Genomic DNA, 17892 nt, shown 5'->3' with positions numbered 1-17892 from the left:
GACACGTCACACTGGGGCCGTGGGCATGAGATCGGTCGATGAGCATCTGACGGACATCCTCGGCAGCGTCGCGGCGCTGCCGCCGCTCGACCTGGCGCTGCTGGAGGCGCAGGGGACGGTGCTCGCCGAGCCCGTGTCCGCGCCCGTCCCGCTGCCGCCGTTCGACAACTCCGCGATGGACGGCTACGCGGTCGTCGCCGCCGACATCGCGGCGGCCACCGAGTCCGCCCCGGTCACGCTGCCCGTCGTCGGGGACATCGTCGCGGGCGACACCGGCGTGTCGGCGATCAGACCCGGCCTGACCGCCCGGATCATGACGGGCGCGCCGCTGCCGGCCGGCGCCGACGCCGTGATCCCCGTCGAGTGGACGGACGGCGGCAACGCCACCGTCCGGGTCTCGCGCGCCGCGCCGGCGGGCAACTACATCCGCCGCGCGGGCGAGGACGTCGTCGCCGGGCAGGTCGTCGTGGACGCGGGCACGCGCCTCGGCGCCCCGCAGATCGGCATGATCGCCGCGGTGGGACGCTCCCGGGTGACGGTGCGGCCGAGGCCCCGTGTCGTGGTCGTGGCCACCGGGGACGAGCTCCGCGAGCCGGGCTCCCCGCTCGGGCACGGCCAGATCTGGGAGTCCAACAGCTACATGCTCACCGCCGCCGTCGTCGAGGCGGGCGGGGTGGGCTTCCGGCAGGCCACCGTGGTGGACGAGCCCGCCAAGGTGCTGGAGATGTTCGAAGACCAGCTCGTCCGCGCCGATGCCATCGTCACCACCGGCGGCGTCTCCATGGGCACCAAGGACGTGGTCAAGGAAGTACTTTCCGGCACGGGCACTGTGGGCTTCCACAAGGTGCGCATGCGTCCCGGGAAGCCTCAAGGGTTCGGCCTCCTTGAGGACACGCCGGTCTTCACCCTCCCCGGCAACCCGGTAAGCGCGTACGTGTCGTTCCAGGTGTTCGTACGTCCCGCCCTGCGCGCCATGCAAGGACTGGAACCCGACCCGCTGCCCACGGTGAGCGCCGTCCTGGCCGAAGACGTCAAGTCACCCGCCGGGCTCCGCCACTTCCTGCGCGGCGGGCTGTCGTTCCACCGCGGCTCCTACTCCGTCACGGCGGCCGAAGTGCAGGGCTCGCACCAGCTCGGCTCGCTCGCGTCCGCGAACGCGCTCATCGTTCTGCCGGAGGATGCCGAAGCGCTCCCCGCCGGATCCCACGTCGACGTCATGAGGTTGCCGTCTTGAGTGCCACAGGCCCCGAATTCACCCACCTGGACGACGCGGGCGCGGCACGCATGGTCGACGTGTCGGCCAAGGACGTCTCGGCCCGTACCGCGACCGCCACGGGCCTCGTCCACCTCTCGGCCGAGTGCGTCGCCCTGCTGCGCGCGGGCGACATCCCCAAGGGCGACGCCCTGTCCGTCGCCCGCATCGCGGGGATCATGGGGGCCAAGCGCGTCCCCGACCTCGTCCCGCTGTGCCACCCGATCGCGCTCCACGGAGTCACCGTCGACCTGGAGATCCGGGACGAGGGCGTCGCGATCACCGTCGTCACCCGCACCGCCGACCGCACCGGCGTGGAGATGGAGGCGCTGACGTCCGTCAGCGTCGCCGCGCTCGCACTGGTCGACATGGTCAAGGCCGTCGACCCCGCCGCCGTGATCACCGACGTGCGGGTCGAGGAGAAGACCGGCGGCAAGACGGGCGTGTGGCGCCGATGATCAGGGCGATGGCGGTCACCGTGTCGAACCGGGCCGCCGCGGGCGTCTACGCGGACAGATCCGGCCCCGTCCTCGCCGAGATGCTGGCGGAACTCGGCTGCCAGGTGGACGGCCCGGTCGTCATCCCGGACGGGGAACCGGTCGCCGATACCCTCCGGGACGCGGTTGCCACCGGCTACGACGTCGTCGTCACCTCCGGCGGGACCGGCCTCACCCCGACCGACCAGACCCCCGAGATGACCCGGCAGATCATCGAATGGGAGATACCGGGCATCGCGGAGGCCATCCGGCTGGAAGGCCGCGACAAGGTCCCCGCCGCGATCCTGTCCCGCGGGCTCGCCGGCGTCGCGGGCGGCACCCTCATCGTCAACCTGCCGGGCTCGACGGGCGGCGTCCGCGACGGCATGACCGTCCTCGGCCGGGTCCTCACCCACGCGCTCGACCAGATCAAGGGTGGCGACCACCCCCGCCCCGGCGCCGGTTAGGAGCGGCGACCTCCACGCCGCCCGGATGGCGAAGCACCGCCGCCCGCCTGTGGAAACGGCCCCGGAACGGCCCGGGTGACCGTTTCTCGGCGACAATTGATGGCGTCCGGACGTCCGACCAGGGAATCATGGAGCCGTGGAACGTTTGCGGGGATGGCCTGCCACCCTGACCGAGGGTCCTGTCGGGCTGCGCCCGCTCCGGCACCGCGACGCCGCCGTCTGGCGTGAACTGCGGGTCCGCAACGCCGACTGGCTCCGCCCCTGGGAGCCCACCAACCCCGAGACACCGCTGTTCCGCAGCGGCCTCGGCCCGTACCTCAGCATGGTCCACACCATGCGCCGCGAGGCCCGCCAAGGCCTCGCCCTGCCCTGGGTCGTCACCCACGAGGGCGAGTTCGCCGGGCAGCTCACCATCGGCGCGGTCGTCTGGGGCTCGGCCCGTTCCGCCCAGATCGGCTACTGGGTCGACAAGCAGGTCGCCGGCCGCGGCGTCATTCCCACCGCGGTCGCCCTGGCCGTCGACCACTGTTTCTTCACCGTCGGCCTCCACCGCCTGGAGGCGAATATCCGTCCGGAGAACGCGGCAAGCCGCCGTGTCGTCGAAAAGCTCGGATTCCGGGAAGAGGGAATTCGCCGCCGCCATCTGCACATCGACGGAGCCTGGCGCGACCACATCTGCTACGCCCTGACCGTCGAGGACGTGCCCGGTGGCCTGCGCGCACGCTGGCTGGCCGAGCGCAAACAGGCATTTCCCCGGCGCACTTGAGTCCGCTGTGACTTTCCCGCTGTAAGAATCCTGCGATCGAGAAGCCCAGGCAAACGGAGAGTAACGCCGAGATCGATCTCGCGACACACCGTCCCTTATGCTCGTCAACCTCTGACACCCCCTCGTACCGTGCGGGGCGTGACCCTGCTCCCAATGCACGTTCGCGCGCCGAATGTCGGCTCGCCTGTTGAGCGTGCCCTGGGGCGGTGGGGCCGGTGAGCAGCGCCGTTCTTTATCTCGCCATCGTCGCCGTCTGGGCGATCGTCCTCGTGCCCATGTGGCTGCGCCGCGACATCGAGACGACCGGAATCACCCGGCTCCTCCACAAACGTTCCGAGGAAATTCTCGTCGAAGACGACGAAGAGGTCCCCGAGGAGATCCCGGAGCCCCGGCCCCACCGCCGGACGAGCCGCGCCACCGTCATCGCCCGGCGCCGGCGCCGCACCACGGGCCTCACGGCCCTGCTCCTCACCACCTCGGCCGTCGTCGCGTCCGGCCTCGCGCCCTGGTGGATCACCGCGCCCCCGACCGCCCTCCTGGCGGGCCACCTGGCGCTCCTCCGCGTCGCCGTCGGCATGGACACCGCCCGCCGCCAGGCCGCCGCACACGCCCGCGCCCTCGCCCTCGCCAAGGCCCGCGAGGCCCGCCGCGCCGCCGAAACGGCCGAACCGGCCGAGGTCATCGAGCTCCTCACCCCCGAGGAGGTCTTCGACCAATACGCCGACGACCGCCGCGCCGTCGGCGAATAACCGGTGCGCGAACACCCCCGGATGTTTGCTAGCCTTACGGAGTCCTCGGGGCTGTGGCGCAGTCCGGTAGCGCACCTCGTTCGCATCGAGGGGGTCAGGGGTTCAAATCCCCTCAGCTCCACCAAGGATTCGCAGGTCAGGGGCCTGATCGGAGCAATGTCCGATCAGGCCCCTGATCGTTTGTCATCGAAATGTCATCAAGACCAACCGGCACCAGATGACACACCCCGGCAAAACAGGTCTCACCTCTCCGCGACTCCCGTAGCTCCGGCGCAGCTTGGACTGCCCGTGCCCTGCCGGCAGGTCGCGCGACGACGAGTCAGCGTGCGGTCTCAGCGGCGAACTGCGCCGGCGCCGCAACTTCGATATCCGGCACCGACGCCTGACCGCCGCATCGCGGGGGCGGTTCCGACAGGTTTTCCCGCCGCTACGACAAAGCAGGTCTTACGAGCCGGACGCCGATACCGCGTGGGTGGACCGGGCAAGGACGTCCGCGGGGCCACTGGACGGGACGTGGGTGGCGAACTGCCACAGGCGTTCACCCGAGAAACGCGTGTAGTAGCGCTTGGGCCCCAGCCCGAAGTAGACCTGGTCAGGCTGGTACCAGACATTCTCACGTAGCGCCGTATAGGTCTGCGACTGGTCGGAGACGCTCATGACCAGGGTTCCGCCATCGGCCGTTTTGAGCGCGTAGACCGGTTGGGGGCGAGCCTTCCAGGACGTGCCCCCCGCCCAGCGAAGCCCGTCGTTGATCCTCCTCACCGTCTTGGCCCAGCTCTTGCCGAGCTGCGAGGTGAGCGGGCCGGGTACGAGCCCGGTGGCGGACTGCTTGCCGCGCGCCGCGGTAGTCAGGTAGTCGGAGACCTTGGCGCCGACTCCGAGGGCGGCCCCGTCCGTCACGGCCGTCGCCGAGCCGTCGGCATTGCGGGCGATCGCCGGGAACTTCTTGCCCTTCGCCAGCCACACGCCGACGGCCGCCTTGTAGGATCCGCCTCCGGTATCCACGAATACGAGCAGCTCGGTGTTTCCGTTCTCGGTCTCCGCCGCCGTGACGGCGAACCACGCGGGGCCCGTGGTGCGCGGGATATAGAACTGGGGATCCCGGTAGAAGAACGCGGGAATCTTCTCCTCGTGCTTACCGCGGATGCGCTTGTTGCCCGCCAGATCGGCTTCGAGCATGGGACCGGTCTCGTTGGAGCGCAGCAGCTCGTCGGAGACCTGCGCGTTCGCCTTGTTGTTGACCTTCTGGTGCCGGGCGAAGATGGCCTTCGCCTGCGCCTCGGTCACCGCGGCGACCGTGGCCGGGCGACTCGGTGAGGCCGGAGCCTTCTGCCCGTCCCCGCCGGCGTCACTGGTGCCGCACCCCGCGACGAGTGTTCCGAGGACGGCGACCCCCGTCACGATGTGCCGTCGAACTCTCGGCGGCTGCCCCGCGTCTGGCATTTCTTGCTCCCGTCTTACCTGGCCGCACGTGATCCACGGCTCCAGAGATGACAGTGCGTGCATACAGGCTGGTCGCAACCACGAGTGCGGCCCCGGGCGGCGTGGAGAGGCGGCGGACGCTCACCGGTACAATCGAACATCTGATCGGCGACCGCCGGTCAGCGGGCGGGATCGGCCCACCGACGATGACGACGTGCTGCGGTGGCAGCGCACGACCCTGGTGGGCAGCGTGACCAAGGCGTGACCGGGCAGCGGCTGTGGCAGGCCCGCCGCGAGCGCACCCGCACGCCGACGCGGCCGTCGACGGGCTCCCGGCGGGCCGGCGCCTGTCCCAGCTCTGGCCGAGCACGACTACGGCCAGCGAAGGCTGGTCGGCTCCGGCTGCTCATGATGTGCGGACAGGCCGGCGGCGCTGGGAGTCCAAAGCGGGCGAGAAAGTTCCAGGCCATGGTTGCCGAGCGGACACACCGCAAACGCCTGCCGAGCCTCCATGAAGTGGTTGAGGTCGTCACGTTCGTCGCCTCGGACCGGGCCGCCGGTATCGCCGGAACCATGGCCAACATGAGCCTCGGAGCCATTCCCGACCAGGTCGGTCGAGGTGCCCTGGGGGCGAGGGCGATGTCGGTCTCGGTCGGGCCGGCCGATCGTGCGGCGTCGGCGGGCGCCAGGCATGTGCCGCAACCGATCCATTTCTGTGCCGCGAGGGAGAGTTTCTCGCTCAACGGGCGCCGCAGCCTGGTGCGGCGTCGGCGGGGGTGAGTGTGCGCAGATTTCGCATGGCGTTGCCTTGGATTCTGTTCGGATGCGGTCTGCAGGGTGTAGCGGCGGCGCCGCCGGGTGGGACGTTCGGCGGCGCCGCACGCAATTCCTTCGAAGGTCGGTGTCATTCGTTTGTGGTGGTGGTTCGTCTCAGAGTCCGAGGGTCGTCTCCCGCGCGTCGCTCCGTTCGGCCGGGGCCGCAGTTCTCGGCTCCGGGCGGGCGGACCGCAGAGTGGCGGCGGCCAGGACGGCTCCGGTGAGGGCGATCAGGCCGGCGCCCATGAAGGCGGCGGAGAAGCCGTCGGTGAGTGCGGGCAGGTCGCCGAGGCGGTCGGCGCCGTTGGCGGTGGCGATGGCGGTCATGGCGGCCAAGCCGAGCGCGGAGCCGACCTGGTAGCCGGTGTTGACGATGCCGGACGCCAGACCGCCCTCCTCGGGGCGGGCGGCGGAGATCGCCGTGCCCAGCGAGGGGATGAAGGCCAGCGACATGCCCAGCGCGGCGACCAGCGAGGCGGGCAGTACGTCGATCCAGAACGAGCCGTCGGGACGGATCAGTGACAGCCAGCCCATGCCGATGGCCAGCACGGCCAGCCCGGTGACGGTGACGGCCTTGGGGCCGAACCGGTTGATGACGCGCGGGGCCAGGACGACCATCCCGATCATGATCAGCACGGTCATCGGCAGCAGGGCGGCTCCGGACGGGAAGGCGCTGTAGTCCAGGACCTGCTGCAGGTAGAGGTTGAGGAAGAACCACATCGGGATCCACGCGGCGCCGAGCAGCAACTGGGCCAGGTTGGCCGCGCCCAGGTTCGGTGCACGGAAGATCGACAACGGCATCAGCGGTGCGCGGCGCGCGGACTGGATCCACAGGAACGCCGCGAGCAGGACGATCCCGGCCGCGATCACCGCCCAGGTCTCGACCGAGCCCCAGCCGACCTCGGGAGCGCGAACGATCGCGTACACGGTGGTGCCGAGCCCAAGGGTGACGGTGACGGCGCCGACGAGGTCGACCGAGCCACGCGCCCTGCCACCGCCGGGCATGAGGAACGGCGCGGCGGCCAGCGCGATGACGGCGATGGGGATGTTGACGTAGAAGACCCAGGGCCAGGAGGCGTACTCGGTGATGGCGCCGCCGAGGAAGACGCCGGCGGTTCCGCCGGCGGGGGCGGCGGCGCCGTACAGGGCCAGGGCTTTGGTGAGCTCGCGGGGCTCGGACCCGAACAGCATCATCAGCAGCGTCAGCGCCGCCGGTGCGATGAGCGCCGCGCCCGCGCCCTGGACGGCGCGTCCGGCGAGTTCGACGCCCACGTCGCCGGCGGCCCCGGCCATGGCGGAACCGGCGAGCAGGATGAGCCAGCCGGTCCCGAACATCTTCCGGGCGCCGAACAGGTCCGACAGGCGGCCGCCGAGCAGCAGCAGGCCGCCCAGAGCGATGACGTAGGCGTTGAACACCCACGACAGGTTCTCTTGGGAGAACCCGAGGTCCTCCTGGATGCGGGGGAGGGCCACCCCGATGATCGACGTGTCCATGATCACCATGAACTGGGCGAGGGCGATGAGGGCGAGCGCCCACCAGCGACGCGACGCCGGGGGAGCTGTTGCACGAGACATGATCGTCACTTCCTATACACCAGGGGGGTATCAGCGGAGGCTGCATACCCTACGGGGGTAGGGCTGAAACGGCAACCCCCATGCCGTCCGAATCCACCAGCATGTGCGAGGTCAGAGTCAGGACGACAGAGCTGGCCTTAGAAGCAGGGAGGCCGATACGAGGTAGGGGTAGTTGACCGTCGCGGCACAGGGCTGGAGTGCGGCACGAGCCGTGACTGAGTGCAGAAGCCGATCGTCGTGCGGCGGGAGCTGACCGGAACCCGAGCGCTCATTCGCCATCGACGGTCACGAGGTCGACCCGACCGGGCTCACGGGTGTTGCATCGGCGGGGCGGGCCGCGGACCTGGGGGCACACGTGAACGCCCCACTCGAAGTCGGTGAATTCTCCGCGAAATATGCTGAGGCCCCCTGGATAATCGGCCGGCTGGTCAAAGGTTTCGCGGTCCCGAAGTCCGCGCTCGCCCCGCCTCGTCCGCCGATATCGGGTACGGCTTGAGTGGAGACCATGGGCGCTGTTAGTTTCAGCCGGTGGACGAGATGCGTGCACAAGCGGAGGCGATCGCGGACTTCGTGATGGTTCTGCGAGACCTGCGCAGATCGGCCGGTAACCCGCCCTTTCGGGAGATGTCCGGCCGGTCCGGGGCGATCTCGCACACGACGTTGTACGAGGCCACGAAGGGCAACCGACTCCCGAGCTGGGGTACCACCGCCGAGTTCGTCAAGGCGTGCGGCGCGGACCCGGCCGCCTACCGCGAACGCTGGGAGACGGCGAACCGGGCGGTCAGATCGGCGAACGCCGCCGAGCCCGCGAGCTCCGGCGCCCGCCCGCCCGGTGAACTCACAGCCTCCGCCACGAGCGCCGCAGAACGCGACACCAGGGACATCGCCGCTGGTCCGCCGGCGCCACTGTCACCCGGCGAGACCTCGGCATCCGTGCCCACGTCGACGCCTCCGTCCGACGAGATCGCGGACGATGTCCAGCCGGCCATCCCCGCGCCGAGGAGCCGAAGGCGAATCCGGCCGGCCCGCCCGGCCGCGGTCGCGCTGGTGGCAGGGGCCGTCGGTATCGGGACGGTGGTCCTCATCGTGGGCGCCGGCAATCGCGACTCCGGTTCCGGCGAGGACGGACTGAAGCCTTCCGGCAGCCGGTCGAAGGCCGCGCTGACCCCGGCCGACTGCCCGGTGCACGCGTCCAACCCGCCGCCCGCCCCGCCGGCGCACAAGGGCGACGCCGCCGTGTTCATCGCGGACATCACGCTCCCCGACTGCACGCGCGTCGGCGCCGGCAAGACCACGACCAAGATATGGCGGCTCAAGAACGCCGGGAAAGTGTCGTGGGAGGGATATTCGCTGCGTCGCCTCGACGTTCCGCAGCGCGCCGACCAATGCCAGACCATCTCGGACGTGCCGATCGACGAGACGCGACCCGGCGAGATGGTCGACATCCGTACCGACATCACCACGCCCAGAAGGCCGGGCCTGTGCTACGTGCGGTTCAAGATGGTGGACGCTTCGGGAAAGGTCGCCTTCCCCGGAAGCCGGCCGGTCAATTTCCAGGTCATCGTCGAGGGGTAGTTCCCCGCCGTGCGCGGGACACGGCGGGGAACCAGATCCGGACGGTTCGCCGGGTCAGGAGAGAACGATCCCGCTGTAGTAGGCCTTCAGGATCCTGGGGTGGCTCCACCCCGCGTTGGCCTTGTCGCGAGAGCCGTACTGCGACATCCAGTCCCCGGTGACCCACGCGCCGCACGCCGTGGTCGTGGCGCAGTAGTGGGCCTGCAGGATCTTCCCGCTGCGGGTCATCCGGGTGCCCCACGTCGCGTTCACCGCGTCGTTGGTGGACGCCGTCGCGGAGCCGGGCTTGTACACCTGGCTGGACGTGTTGTCATAGACGTCGAAGCACTGGCCGCTCGACGTCTTGCGCGTCGAGTGCAGCGCCCAGTACCAGCCGTAGCTCTTGACGGCCACGGCCCCGGCCCTGAGCGACTCTCTCGGCCAGCTCGGCACCCACTCGTTGGGCAGGACGTTCTTCACGTAGGTCTTGAACGACACCCGGTCCACCCGATTGAGGGACACCCGGTACACCAGGATCGTCGTGGGCAGTTTGCTGTGCGTGCCGTCGGTCTTGCACCCGGTTGGCGGCGTGGAGCTCCGGAACCTGTGGGAGGCGTTCTGGTTCTTCAGGCTGGAGTTGAGGTTGCCTTTGGCGCCGGCTTTGAAGTCCTGGTACTTGCCGCCGTAGTTGCTGTTGTAGTGGACGCGGACGGTTTTGCCGCTGCGGTTCCAGACGGCGGCGGCGTTGTTCTTGATGCACTGGCCTTTGCCGTTGCCCGCGCCCTTGAAGTCGTAGCAGGAGGGCTGCTTGGTGCCGTAGTCGGCGATGGAGCCGGTGAAGTCGGAGATCGATCCCTTGTTGTCGCTGTTGAAGTAGTAGCAGAACTCGCCGCTTTCGCACACGCCGTTGCGGCTCGCCGCCGAGGCGGGCGACGCCGGGATGAGGACCGCCCCGCCGAGCGCCATCGCGGCGGTCGCCGCGGTGACCCGCGAGATCACACGCGCGGTTGGTTTCGACACAGTTGTCTTCCTCTTCTGGTAGAGGCCGCAGCGGCTATCGGACGTTGTAGCCCCGGGCGCGCCAGAACGAGGTCGGGTTCGGGTTGTCCAGGTGCGGGTCGTTGACGCTCTTGGCCGCGAGCGTCCGCCGTCCGGGGCGCATCTCGACGTGGGTGTGCGCGGACGAACTGGACGACACTCCCCGCCACGACTCGTCGGCGATGATCTGGCCGCGGCTGATCTTCTGGCCGACGCTCAGCGAGGACCGCGGTGCGGTGTGCAGGTAGATCACCGTCTTGTTCAGCGAGGCGTTGTAGATGGAGATCGTGGAGAGCCCGGCCCTGCCTTTGGCCCCGCGCGCGATGTAGATGATCTTGCCGCCCACCAGGGCGCGGACGTTGGAACCGATGCCGCGGGCGATGTCGATGCCTTCGTGACGGCCGGGGGTGCTGGTGTAGCCGTCGAAGCCGCACGTGATACGGCCGCCGCTCGCCTTGTACAGCCCGTACGACATGTTCGTGCGCGATGAGGGTGAGAACTGGTGCGAGGCGTTCTGGTTCTTCAGGCTGGAGTTGAGGTTGCCTTTGGCGCCGGCTTTGAAGTCCTGGTACTTGCCGCCGTAGTTGCTGTTGTAGTGGACGCGGACGGTTTTGCCGCTGCGGTTCCAGACGGCGGCGGCGTTGTTCTTGATGCACTGGCCTTTGCCGTTGCCCGCGCCCTTGAAGTCGTAGCAGGAGGGCTGCTTGGTGCCGTAGTCGGCGATGGAGCCGGTGAAGTCGGAGATCGATCCCTTGTTGTCGCTGTTGAAGTAGTAGCAGAACTCGCCGCTTTCGCACACGCCGTTGCGGCTCGCCGCCGAGGCGGGCGATATGAGGGCGGACGCCGCCCCGCCGAGCGCGATGGCGGCGGTCGTCGCGGCGAGGATCTTGTTGTGCGTTCTCATGCCGTTCTCCTTCTGTTGGCGGAGCCTGGGGTTCTCATGTCGGAGCCGGGAGTGCGGACGGGGTCAGCGGCGCTGGTACTCCTCCCAGGTACGGATGGTCACCTTCGGGCCGTCGTCCGGGCGACGGTCGGCGAGCCCGTTCAGGCCGAGGTAGTAGTCGCCGGTCTGGTGCTGGGCCTGGCTGGAAAGGTCGGTGTCGCTGATGGCGGCGGCGTGGATGTGCCACGGCCAGTCGCCCTGCGAGGGGCTGCGCACCCATGCCGCGAAGCCCACACGGCGCAGCGCGCGGGCGGCCCGGGTGCGGGTGGCGGAGTTCATCCCCTTGACCGAGATGTCGACGACGCCGCCGCCATCGTGGGTGCCCGCGGACGTGGGGTCGCCGCCAGGGTTGTACGACCCCTGCTCCAGCACGAGGGTGCGGCCGAGCAGCCGCTCCGCCTCGGCCAGCATTTTCCGCGTGCGGGTGTTGACGACGACACCGCCGGTGGACACGCGGGCGCCCGGCCCGATGACGTGAGTGACGGTGAAGCGGCCGGTTCCGAGCTTGGTGAGCGACGTCCTGCCCGGCAGGCCGTTTGCGTCGAGACCGGTGTAGCCGAGCGACTTCTGGTACTTCGCGTAGGCGGCGACCGTTGTGGTGCCGAAGTAGCCGTCCACCCACGTCGCGTCGAGCAGGTTCCGGTCGCGCAGCGCCCGCTCAACGAGGAGCACGCCGGCCTTGGCGCCCGGAGTCAGCGTGTCGTCGGGCCGCCGCGGGTCGATCTGGGCCGCCTTGACGGTGGCTTCCATGTTCACTCTCGGAAGAGCGCCGCTGCCGGCCGCCTGTGCCACCGGCGTATCGGACGCCGCGGTCAGGGAAGTGAGCAGGGCGGCCGTCGCGAGGCCGGCGGTATATGTGAGCAGCTTCATCGGCTTCTCCGTTTGCGGGAGCTGGAGGGGCGAAGCCCGTGGCGGAAGTCCACCGTCACGGATCGCTCACATGTCCACAAGAAGATCGGTGTTGTCAGCCTGTTCGCCAGGACGGTTCCGAACAGGCGCACGCGCGATCTGACAAGCGACGTGACGGATCGGTGACTGCTGCGAATGCGATCAACACGGCGAGACGCGGGCCGGAACGCTGATCGCCGCCGGTCGATGACGTCCGTCCCCTGTTGGAGGGACCTTCGGCTCCTGCCCGTGGAAGCTCACGGGCCGACACTGAAGGAAGGGACGGAGCCTGGAGAAGAGGGGTGCGCCGATGAGCGAGATCATGGTCGTCCATCAGGAGAACGACGCTTTCGCCGTGCTTGTCCGGGATCATGTGGTCCACGTGGACCAGCCGTACTTCGCGGGCGGGATGAACAACGGACCCACACCGGTCGAGTTGTTCGTGGCGTCGCTCGCCGCCTGCGCGGCGCACTACGGGCGGCGGTACCTGACGCGGCACAGTTTCCCCGCGGAAGGGTTGGAGGTCACCGCCGACTTCGCGATGAGCGCGGGCGGGGGACCCGCGCGGGTGTCCCGGATCGGGCTGCGGCTGCGTCCTCCCGTTTCGCTGCCGAGCGAGGCCGTCGACGGGCTGCGCAGAGCCGTGGAGGCTTGCACGGTGCACAACTCGATCCTCGATCCGCCGCGAATCGGCGTGGACGTCGAAGCCGAGTCCAAGGCCGCCTGACTTGGGCCGCGGTGCTCTTGACGCCTTCGAATGCGCCTCAGCCCACGTCCGGCCGCCGCAGACCGGCGGTGGAACCCCGGGCGGTGAGCAGTGCGGCGCCGAGCCCGGTGAACAAAGCGCCCAAGGCGCCGGCCAGCAGGGTGACCTGCCACGCCTGGTACGCCGACATCAGGGACGCGCGCAGCATTTCGCCGGTGAACGCGGTTCGCTGCAGTTCGGTCAGCTTCTCGTCCTCGCCGCCGTCCGCCCGCACGGCCGCCAGTTCGGCGCCGAGCTGTGCATAGGTGCGGCCCGCGGTCGTGCCGGCGAGATTGGATTTGATCAGGTCGGCGTAGGCGCGTGCCTGTGGGCCGGTCTCCACCCGCTGCCCGGCGAACGACGTCAGCCCGGTGGGCAGGCGGCTCTCGTCCGGGAACGTGATCTCCTGCGTGGCCAGCTCACCGCGTATCTCCTTCCTGCCCCAGGCGGCGCGGGCGACCATGGCGGGACCGGCGACGAGCATCACGACCCCCACGGCGTCGAACAGGAAACCCCCGGGAATGGTCCTTGCGCGCATGTTCGGTGCTCCTTCGTGTGCGACTCGGGATTGCCGCTCAAGCCTGCCGCGGCGATGAATGTGCCGGATAAGGGCTTAGGTCCCGCAAAAGCGGGCCATCGGTCATGCGGTGTCGTCCGTGGTCGAGCCTTTCGGCCGGGTCGGCGGGACCTTTGGCCCTGACCCGCCCCTCTCGATGCCCGGAACCTTGAAGTCACCAGCGGGCTGCCCGTGACTTGGAGGAGAATCCGTGACCGACCGCCGTGACCTTCCGCTCGTCTACTCGTGTTCCGGCTGCTCCAGTGCCGCCCAGATGACGAACTGGCTGGCGATCCAGCTGGACCGCCGCGGCGTCGCCGAGATGTCCTGCATCGCCGGTGTCGGCGGTGACGTGCGGAGCCTGGTCCGCAAGGCCACCAGCGGGCGGACCATCATCGCGATCGACGGGTGCGCCCTCGAATGTGCGCGCAGCTGTCTGGCCCGGCACAGCGTGACCCCCGACGTCCACCACCGGCTCAGCGACCAGGGCGTCCGCAAACGCCTCGGCGAGGACTTCGACGCGGCCCAGGGCGAAGAGGTGCTCGGCGCGCTCCTCGAACGCATCGACGCGGAGACCCGTCCGCCCGGCGGCTCGGACTGACCGGGGGCGGGTGCGCGCCGCTACGCCGACAGCCGGAGACCGCGCAGGACGGCCGAGGACGCCAGGACGTCCGGCTGCTCGGCGGTCACGTCGGTCATCACCATGTGGGGGAGCACGAGCGGCGGCGGATGCTCAGGGGTGAACGTCAGCGGTCCGAGGCCGAGGAGCGTCGATGACATCCTGGTCGTGTACATGACGACGTCCCCCTCAAGCGTCAGTGACTCCGCGCGCAGCCGTGCCCGGCGCGGGCCCTTGCCGATCCGCTGGTCGACGTCCCTCAGCACCGCGCGTTCCATCGAGAACCGCAGGGCCCTCACCGGCGCGGCCCGCCGGGTCCGCAGGGCCACCACGCCGTCGTAGGTCAGCCCCGACATCGTCAGCGATGACGCCTTCAGCGTGACCTCGGCCGTCGAGAAGGCCGGTCCGGTGTCGGGTGCGACGGGGCTGAGCAGGACCGGGATCAGCACCAGGCCCATGTGCCGCGGGGCGCGTGACCGGCCGGGGCCCGTTCCGGCCGCGTGCGGCGTCCAGGCGAAGCCCAGCGCTCCGCCGACCATGCCGAGGAGCATTCCCAGCAGGAAACCGCCGAGATTGGACGTCACGAACGAGACCAGCGACAGCAGCACGCAGAGTACGCCGAGGAAGGCGCGCTGCTCCGGCTGGCACCACATCAGGGCACCGGAGGCGATGAGCAGGGCACCGGCGAGCCAGCTCGCCACACCGGCCATGCCCTGATGGACCACGATGCCGACCGGGGCCAACGGGATCAGGATGATCTCGGCCCCGGCGAGGACGGCGAGCAGGCCGCCCCAGAACGGCCGGGTGCGCCGCCAGCGCCGGAAGCCGCCGGGAAGGGGCGCGGCCTCGGCGGCGGCCGAGCGTTCAGAAACACTCATGGGTACCGGGCCTGACGCTCATTCGCAGGCCGTTCAGTTTGAACGTGCCGGCCGTGGTGGCCCACGCGGTCTGCTTGACGTTGGTGAGGCGGATCCTGCCGGCCTGCTGGGCGAACCCGCCGGCGGCTCCCTTGGCGCCGGGGACCTGGTCGAGCGTGCTCGCGTCCCGGCCGATCTGGATGTCGGTGAACTCCGCGTCGGCGGCGAGGGACTCCACGTCCATGACCAGGTTGCTCGCCTCGACCGGCTTGTCGCCCTGCCCGGCGCGCAGCACCACCGTGACCTTGCCGGCGGGGGTGGAGACGAGGACCGACTGGCACAGGTCCCGGATCGTGGCCGACCGGATCCGTGACACCTGAACCGGGTGGCCCTCGCCGTCCTTGGTCGTGTCGAAGCCGCCGAACTGCTCGAACCCCGTCCCGTCGAGCGAGCCGACGGAGACCTTGAAACTGCTGCCGGACACGGCGAACGACGAGGCGATCGCACCCTGGCCGGCCATCGCGACCAGACCGCCCGCCGCCATGAGGCCGGGTATCAGGATCGCCGCGAAGCGCCTCCACCGCACGCCGCCGAAACCGGCGCCGTCGTTGAGAGTGGACATGGACACGCCCTGCTTTCCGTCTCGCTATGACGCCTGCTCGGTGAGTACCTCGGTGACCGGACGGCGGGGAGTCGCGCGCGGCCGGTCGGAGTAGCCGAGTCGCAGCAGCATCTGCGGGTGGCCGCTGGCGATGACCTCCTTCCGGATGCGGGCGCGCGGTCCCGGCAGTTCCAGCGGCTGGGTGTGGAAGGCCGCGCTGACCTGGTGTGCCGCGGCGTGCAGCAGTACGGCCTGAAGGGCCAGGCCCGCCTGCAGCCAGTCTGCGGGCCGGTCCCTGCGGGTGCTGAGCACCGCGACGACGCCGAGGGTCGTGGGGGACGCGAGGCGCGGACTGGGCGGGTATCCCAGCGGCGCGCCACGTGCGAAGTCCCGGGTGGCGAACACCGCGCCGTCCGGCTGCCTCGGATACGCGGTGGCCGGGACGCCGTCCAAGCGCTCATCGCCGGGCACGGGAACCCAGCGCTCCAGTTCCGACGCCACCCCTGAGTCGGCCCGCTGCGCGGTCTCGGCGGCGTGCACCAGGCGGGCGACGTGACGGAGCCGCGTCCGGTCGCTGATGACACTCAGGAATGCCTGCTGCCGCCGGGTCACCCCGCGCAGTTCGGAGATCAGATGGTTCGGAACCGGGGCGCAGGTGAACAGGCCGCGATGGCTGTGGCGCCGGCTCAGGGCGCGGAAGAGCACTTCCTCGTACGAGGACGGCCGCGCATTCCAACCCCAGTGGATCTCGGCCAGCAGATCGGGCTGCCCAGCCACCGGGAACGGTGTGATCCTGGCGGTGAAGCCGAGGTGCCGCATGGCCAGCCGGAGATTGAACAGTGCGGCGCCGCAGCTGATGACCAGTTCCCGGCCTGCCGGATCCGACCAGGGCAGCCGGCGGTGGTCGTCGGCGTACAGCCGGATGGCCTCGCCGGACGTGCCGAATCGCCACGGCTGAGTGTTGTGCACCGACGGCGCCATGGTCGCCGCGCGGATGACGAAACGAGCCGCAAGATCGGTGTGGATCTCCCGCCGGGGCAACACGTCGAGCTTTGACATCTGCTTCCTCCATCGTTTCGGCCGCAGCGGCCGCGGCCGTCCTGCACCCCACCGAGGCCCGGCTCAGGCGGGCGCCTGGCCGGCCGGTTCGAAGCGGGCCGTGAAGAACCGCAGTGTCGGTGGCTCGTAGGTCATGCGCAGCCCGCCGATGGAGTGCCGTCGCTCATGCAGGCGCTGCACGGAGTCGGCCACGACGTTCAGGTGGCTGTCGGTGTAGACGCGCCGCGGCACGGTGAGCCGGACCAGTTCCAGGCGCGGTCTGCGGTTCTTGGACGTCTTGGGGTCGCGCCCGGCCGAGACGATGCCTCGTTCCATCGAACGCACGCCGCTGTCGAGGTAGAGCGCCGCCGCGAGCGCCTGGGCGGGGAACTGCTCCTGGTCGAGGTGGGGCAGGAAGCGGGCGGCGTCGATGAACACCGCGTGCCCGCCGATCGGCTCGACGATGGGGACACCGGCCCGGCGGAGCCGCTCACCGAGGTGGTGGACCTGGTGGACGCGGTGCGCGATGTAGGCGTCGTCGACCATCTCGCGGACGCCCTGGGCCATCGCCTCCATGTCCCGTCCGGCCATGCCGCCGTAGGAGGGCATGCCCTCGAACAGGACGACGAGTTCGCTGGCGCGCTGGAGCAGGGTTTCGTCGTTCATGGCCAGGAACCCGCCGATGTTCACCAGGGCGTCCTTCTTGCCCGACATCGTGCATCCGTCGAAGCACGCCATCATCTCCCGCAGGATCGAGGCCACCGTACGGTCGGCGTAACCCTCTTCGCGCTGCTGGATGAAGTAGGCGTTCTCGACACACCGGGTCGCGTCGCACCACAGCAGAATGCCGTGGCGGGTGCACAGTTCCCGTACCTCGCGCAGGTTCGCCATGGAGACCGGCTGCCCGCCGGCCATGTTCACGGTGACGGCGACATTGACGTAGGCGATGTTCTGCGCGCCCTCCCGCTCGATGAGGGCGGCCAGCTTCGCCACGTCCACGTTGCCCTTGAACGGGTGGCGGGCCCGCGCGTCGTGGGCTTCGTCGATCACCACGTCGGCGAAGATGCCGCCGGCCAGTTCCTGGTGGGCGCGCGTGGTGGTGAAGTACATGTTCCCCGGGACGTACTGGCCCGGCTTGATCGCGATCTGGGAGAGGATGTGCTCGGCGCCGCGTCCCTGGTGCGCCGGGACCACGTGCCGGAAGCCGTAGACCTCGCCGACCGCCTCCTGCAGCCGGTAGAAGGAACGCGACCCCGAGTACGCCTCGTCACCGCACATCATCGCCGCCCACTGACGGTCGCTCATCGCGCTGGTTCCGCTGTCGGTGAGCAGGTCGATGTAGATCTCGTCGGAGCGCAGCAGGAACGTGTTGTGGCCGGCACGTCCGATCGCCGCCTCCCGCTCGGCCCGGGTCGGCACCGGCAGCGGCTCCACACTCTTGATCCTGTACGGCTCCGCCACGGTCATTTCGGCTCCTCCTGGGGTCGGGTAACCAGAGCCTGACTCACCCCCGTCCCGCCTGTACGAGGA

At 69.9% G+C, this 17892-nt stretch carries 19 protein-coding genes and 1 tRNA gene; 10 read left to right on the top strand and 10 right to left on the bottom strand.

All coding sequences use genetic code 11. The annotated features are described in order from the left end of the window. Positions 1-25: 25 nt before the first annotated feature. From glp to ACGFK0_RS28810, 6 genes are all read left to right on the top strand, one after another. Positions 26-1234 carry a gephyrin-like molybdotransferase Glp gene (gene glp, locus ACGFK0_RS28835; protein WP_392910346.1) on the top strand — a complete coding sequence of 403 codons (1209 nt, stop codon included), beginning with the start codon at positions 26-28 and terminating at the stop codon, positions 1232-1234. Then, positions 1231-1710 carry a cyclic pyranopterin monophosphate synthase MoaC gene (moaC, locus tag ACGFK0_RS28830; protein WP_392910344.1) on the top strand — a complete coding sequence of 160 codons (480 nt, stop codon included), beginning with the start codon at positions 1231-1233 and terminating at the stop codon, positions 1708-1710. The genes glp and moaC overlap by 4 nt, the downstream gene beginning before the upstream one ends. Before the next feature lie 8 nt (positions 1711-1718). Then, positions 1719-2195, top strand: coding sequence for a molybdenum cofactor biosynthesis protein B (locus tag ACGFK0_RS28825; protein WP_392910341.1), 477 nt, complete (start codon positions 1719-1721; stop codon positions 2193-2195). Between the two features lie 145 nt (positions 2196-2340). Continuing rightward, positions 2341-2961 (top strand): GNAT family N-acetyltransferase, encoded by a 621-nt coding sequence (locus ACGFK0_RS28820; protein WP_392910686.1) that lies wholly within the window; start codon positions 2341-2343, stop codon positions 2959-2961. Positions 2962-3176: 215 nt separating this feature from the next. Further along, positions 3177-3710 carry a hypothetical protein gene (locus ACGFK0_RS28815; protein WP_392910338.1) on the top strand — a complete coding sequence of 178 codons (534 nt, stop codon included), beginning with the start codon at positions 3177-3179 and terminating at the stop codon, positions 3708-3710. A gap of 47 nt (positions 3711-3757) precedes the next feature. Next, positions 3758-3834: transfer RNA gene (locus ACGFK0_RS28810), tRNA-Ala, on the top strand. Between the two features lie 320 nt (positions 3835-4154). Here ACGFK0_RS28810 and ACGFK0_RS28805 read toward each other — a convergent pair. After that, complete coding sequence (locus tag ACGFK0_RS28805; RefSeq protein WP_392910335.1) at positions 4155-4997, bottom strand: hypothetical protein; 843 nt, start codon at positions 4995-4997, stop codon at positions 4155-4157. A gap of 603 nt (positions 4998-5600) precedes the next feature. Between ACGFK0_RS28805 and ACGFK0_RS28800 the strand changes: the two genes are divergently transcribed. Then, entirely contained in the window at positions 5601-5912 is a 312-nt protein-coding gene (locus tag ACGFK0_RS28800; RefSeq protein WP_392910333.1) for a hypothetical protein, read from the top strand. Between the two features lie 150 nt (positions 5913-6062). Here the strand turns inward: ACGFK0_RS28800 and ACGFK0_RS28795 are convergent, their stop codons facing one another. Beyond that, positions 6063-7523 carry an MFS transporter gene (locus ACGFK0_RS28795; RefSeq protein ID WP_392910331.1) on the bottom strand — a complete coding sequence of 487 codons (1461 nt, stop codon included), beginning with the start codon at positions 7521-7523 and terminating at the stop codon, positions 6063-6065. A 537-nt stretch (positions 7524-8060) separates the two neighbouring features. Between ACGFK0_RS28795 and ACGFK0_RS28790 the strand changes: the two genes are divergently transcribed. Next, positions 8061-9098, top strand: coding sequence for an NBR1-Ig-like domain-containing protein (locus tag ACGFK0_RS28790; RefSeq protein ID WP_392910684.1), 1038 nt, complete (start codon positions 8061-8063; stop codon positions 9096-9098). Positions 9099-9152: 54 nt separating this feature from the next. Here ACGFK0_RS28790 and ACGFK0_RS28785 read toward each other — a convergent pair whose 3' ends face one another. From ACGFK0_RS28785 to ACGFK0_RS28775, 3 genes are all read right to left on the bottom strand, one after another. Beyond that, on the bottom strand, positions 9153-10097 hold the full coding sequence (locus tag ACGFK0_RS28785; protein ID WP_392910329.1) for a SpoIID/LytB domain-containing protein: 945 nt from the start codon (positions 10095-10097) through the stop codon (positions 9153-9155). Between the two features lie 34 nt (positions 10098-10131). Then, positions 10132-11019, bottom strand: a complete 888-nt coding sequence (locus tag ACGFK0_RS28780; RefSeq protein ID WP_392910327.1) for a peptidase inhibitor family I36 protein — start codon at positions 11017-11019, stop codon at positions 10132-10134. A 63-nt stretch (positions 11020-11082) separates the two neighbouring features. Further along, positions 11083-11928, bottom strand: a complete 846-nt coding sequence (locus ACGFK0_RS28775; protein WP_392910325.1) for a peptidoglycan-binding protein — start codon at positions 11926-11928, stop codon at positions 11083-11085. 328 nt (positions 11929-12256) lie between these two features. On the opposite strand from ACGFK0_RS28775, the gene ACGFK0_RS28770 reads away from it, so the two are divergent. Then, positions 12257-12673, top strand: coding sequence for an OsmC family protein (locus ACGFK0_RS28770; protein WP_392910323.1), 417 nt, complete (start codon positions 12257-12259; stop codon positions 12671-12673). Positions 12674-12710: 37 nt separating this feature from the next. Here the strand turns inward: ACGFK0_RS28770 and ACGFK0_RS28765 are convergent, their stop codons facing one another. Continuing rightward, positions 12711-13229, bottom strand: coding sequence for a hypothetical protein (locus ACGFK0_RS28765; RefSeq protein WP_392910321.1), 519 nt, complete (start codon positions 13227-13229; stop codon positions 12711-12713). A 229-nt stretch (positions 13230-13458) separates the two neighbouring features. Between ACGFK0_RS28765 and ACGFK0_RS28760 the strand changes: the two genes are divergently transcribed. Beyond that, positions 13459-13848: a putative zinc-binding protein gene (locus ACGFK0_RS28760; protein ID WP_392910319.1), complete on the top strand. Its 390-nt coding sequence runs from the start codon at positions 13459-13461 to the stop codon at positions 13846-13848. 20 nt (positions 13849-13868) lie between these two features. Here the strand turns inward: ACGFK0_RS28760 and ACGFK0_RS28755 are convergent, their stop codons facing one another. The 4 genes from ACGFK0_RS28755 to ACGFK0_RS28740 all read right to left on the bottom strand — a co-directional run bounded on the left by ACGFK0_RS28755 (position 13869) and on the right by ACGFK0_RS28740 (position 17829). Beyond that, positions 13869-14744, bottom strand: coding sequence for a DUF6114 domain-containing protein (locus ACGFK0_RS28755; RefSeq protein WP_392910317.1), 876 nt, complete (start codon positions 14742-14744; stop codon positions 13869-13871). Continuing rightward, a complete protein-coding gene (locus ACGFK0_RS28750; protein ID WP_392910315.1) occupies positions 14731-15345 on the bottom strand; it encodes a DUF6230 family protein in 615 nt (204 codons plus the stop codon). Before ACGFK0_RS28750 ends, ACGFK0_RS28755 begins: the two co-directional genes overlap by 14 nt. 24 nt (positions 15346-15369) lie before the next feature. Next, a complete protein-coding gene (locus ACGFK0_RS28745) occupies positions 15370-16383 on the bottom strand; it encodes an Acg family FMN-binding oxidoreductase (RefSeq protein WP_392910313.1) in 1014 nt (337 codons plus the stop codon). Positions 16384-16446: 63 nt separating this feature from the next. Beyond that, positions 16447-17829, bottom strand: coding sequence for a tyrosine phenol-lyase (locus ACGFK0_RS28740; protein ID WP_392910311.1), 1383 nt, complete (start codon positions 17827-17829; stop codon positions 16447-16449). Positions 17830-17892 lie beyond the last annotated feature (63 nt).

This window comes from Spirillospora sp. NPDC048823, from assembly GCF_043198445.1.
Taxonomy (GTDB): Bacteria; Actinomycetota; Actinomycetes; order Streptosporangiales; family Streptosporangiaceae; genus Spirillospora.
The sequence above is the reverse complement of the archived record's forward strand: the minus strand, read 5'-3'. Positions and strand labels throughout refer to the sequence as shown.

Excerpts from the sequence above, each read along its gene's own strand:
- ACGFK0_RS28750 (WP_392910315.1), bottom strand. The coding sequence starts at position 15,345 with ATGTCCACTCTCAACGACGGCGCCGGTTTCGGCGGCGTGCGGTGGAGG.
- ACGFK0_RS28765 (WP_392910321.1), bottom strand. The coding sequence starts at position 13,229 with ATGCGCGCAAGGACCATTCCCGGGGGTTTCCTGTTCGACGCCGTGGGG.
- ACGFK0_RS28740 (WP_392910311.1), bottom strand. The coding sequence starts at position 17,829 with ATGACCGTGGCGGAGCCGTACAGGATCAAGAGTGTGGAGCCGCTGCCG.
- ACGFK0_RS28745 (WP_392910313.1), bottom strand. The coding sequence starts at position 16,383 with ATGTCAAAGCTCGACGTGTTGCCCCGGCGGGAGATCCACACCGATCTT.
- ACGFK0_RS28825 (WP_392910341.1), top strand. The coding sequence starts at position 1,719 with ATGGCGGTCACCGTGTCGAACCGGGCCGCCGCGGGCGTCTACGCGGAC.
- ACGFK0_RS28775 (WP_392910325.1), bottom strand. The coding sequence starts at position 11,928 with ATGAAGCTGCTCACATATACCGCCGGCCTCGCGACGGCCGCCCTGCTC.
- ACGFK0_RS28755 (WP_392910317.1), bottom strand. The coding sequence starts at position 14,744 with ATGAGTGTTTCTGAACGCTCGGCCGCCGCCGAGGCCGCGCCCCTTCCC.
- glp (WP_392910346.1), top strand. The coding sequence starts at position 26 with ATGAGATCGGTCGATGAGCATCTGACGGACATCCTCGGCAGCGTCGCG.
- ACGFK0_RS28780 (WP_392910327.1), bottom strand. The coding sequence starts at position 11,019 with ATGAGAACGCACAACAAGATCCTCGCCGCGACGACCGCCGCCATCGCG.
- ACGFK0_RS28800 (WP_392910333.1), top strand. The coding sequence starts at position 5,601 with ATGGTTGCCGAGCGGACACACCGCAAACGCCTGCCGAGCCTCCATGAA.
- ACGFK0_RS28790 (WP_392910684.1), top strand. The coding sequence starts at position 8,061 with ATGCGTGCACAAGCGGAGGCGATCGCGGACTTCGTGATGGTTCTGCGA.
- ACGFK0_RS28795 (WP_392910331.1), bottom strand. The coding sequence starts at position 7,523 with ATGTCTCGTGCAACAGCTCCCCCGGCGTCGCGTCGCTGGTGGGCGCTC.
- ACGFK0_RS28770 (WP_392910323.1), top strand. The coding sequence starts at position 12,257 with ATGAGCGAGATCATGGTCGTCCATCAGGAGAACGACGCTTTCGCCGTG.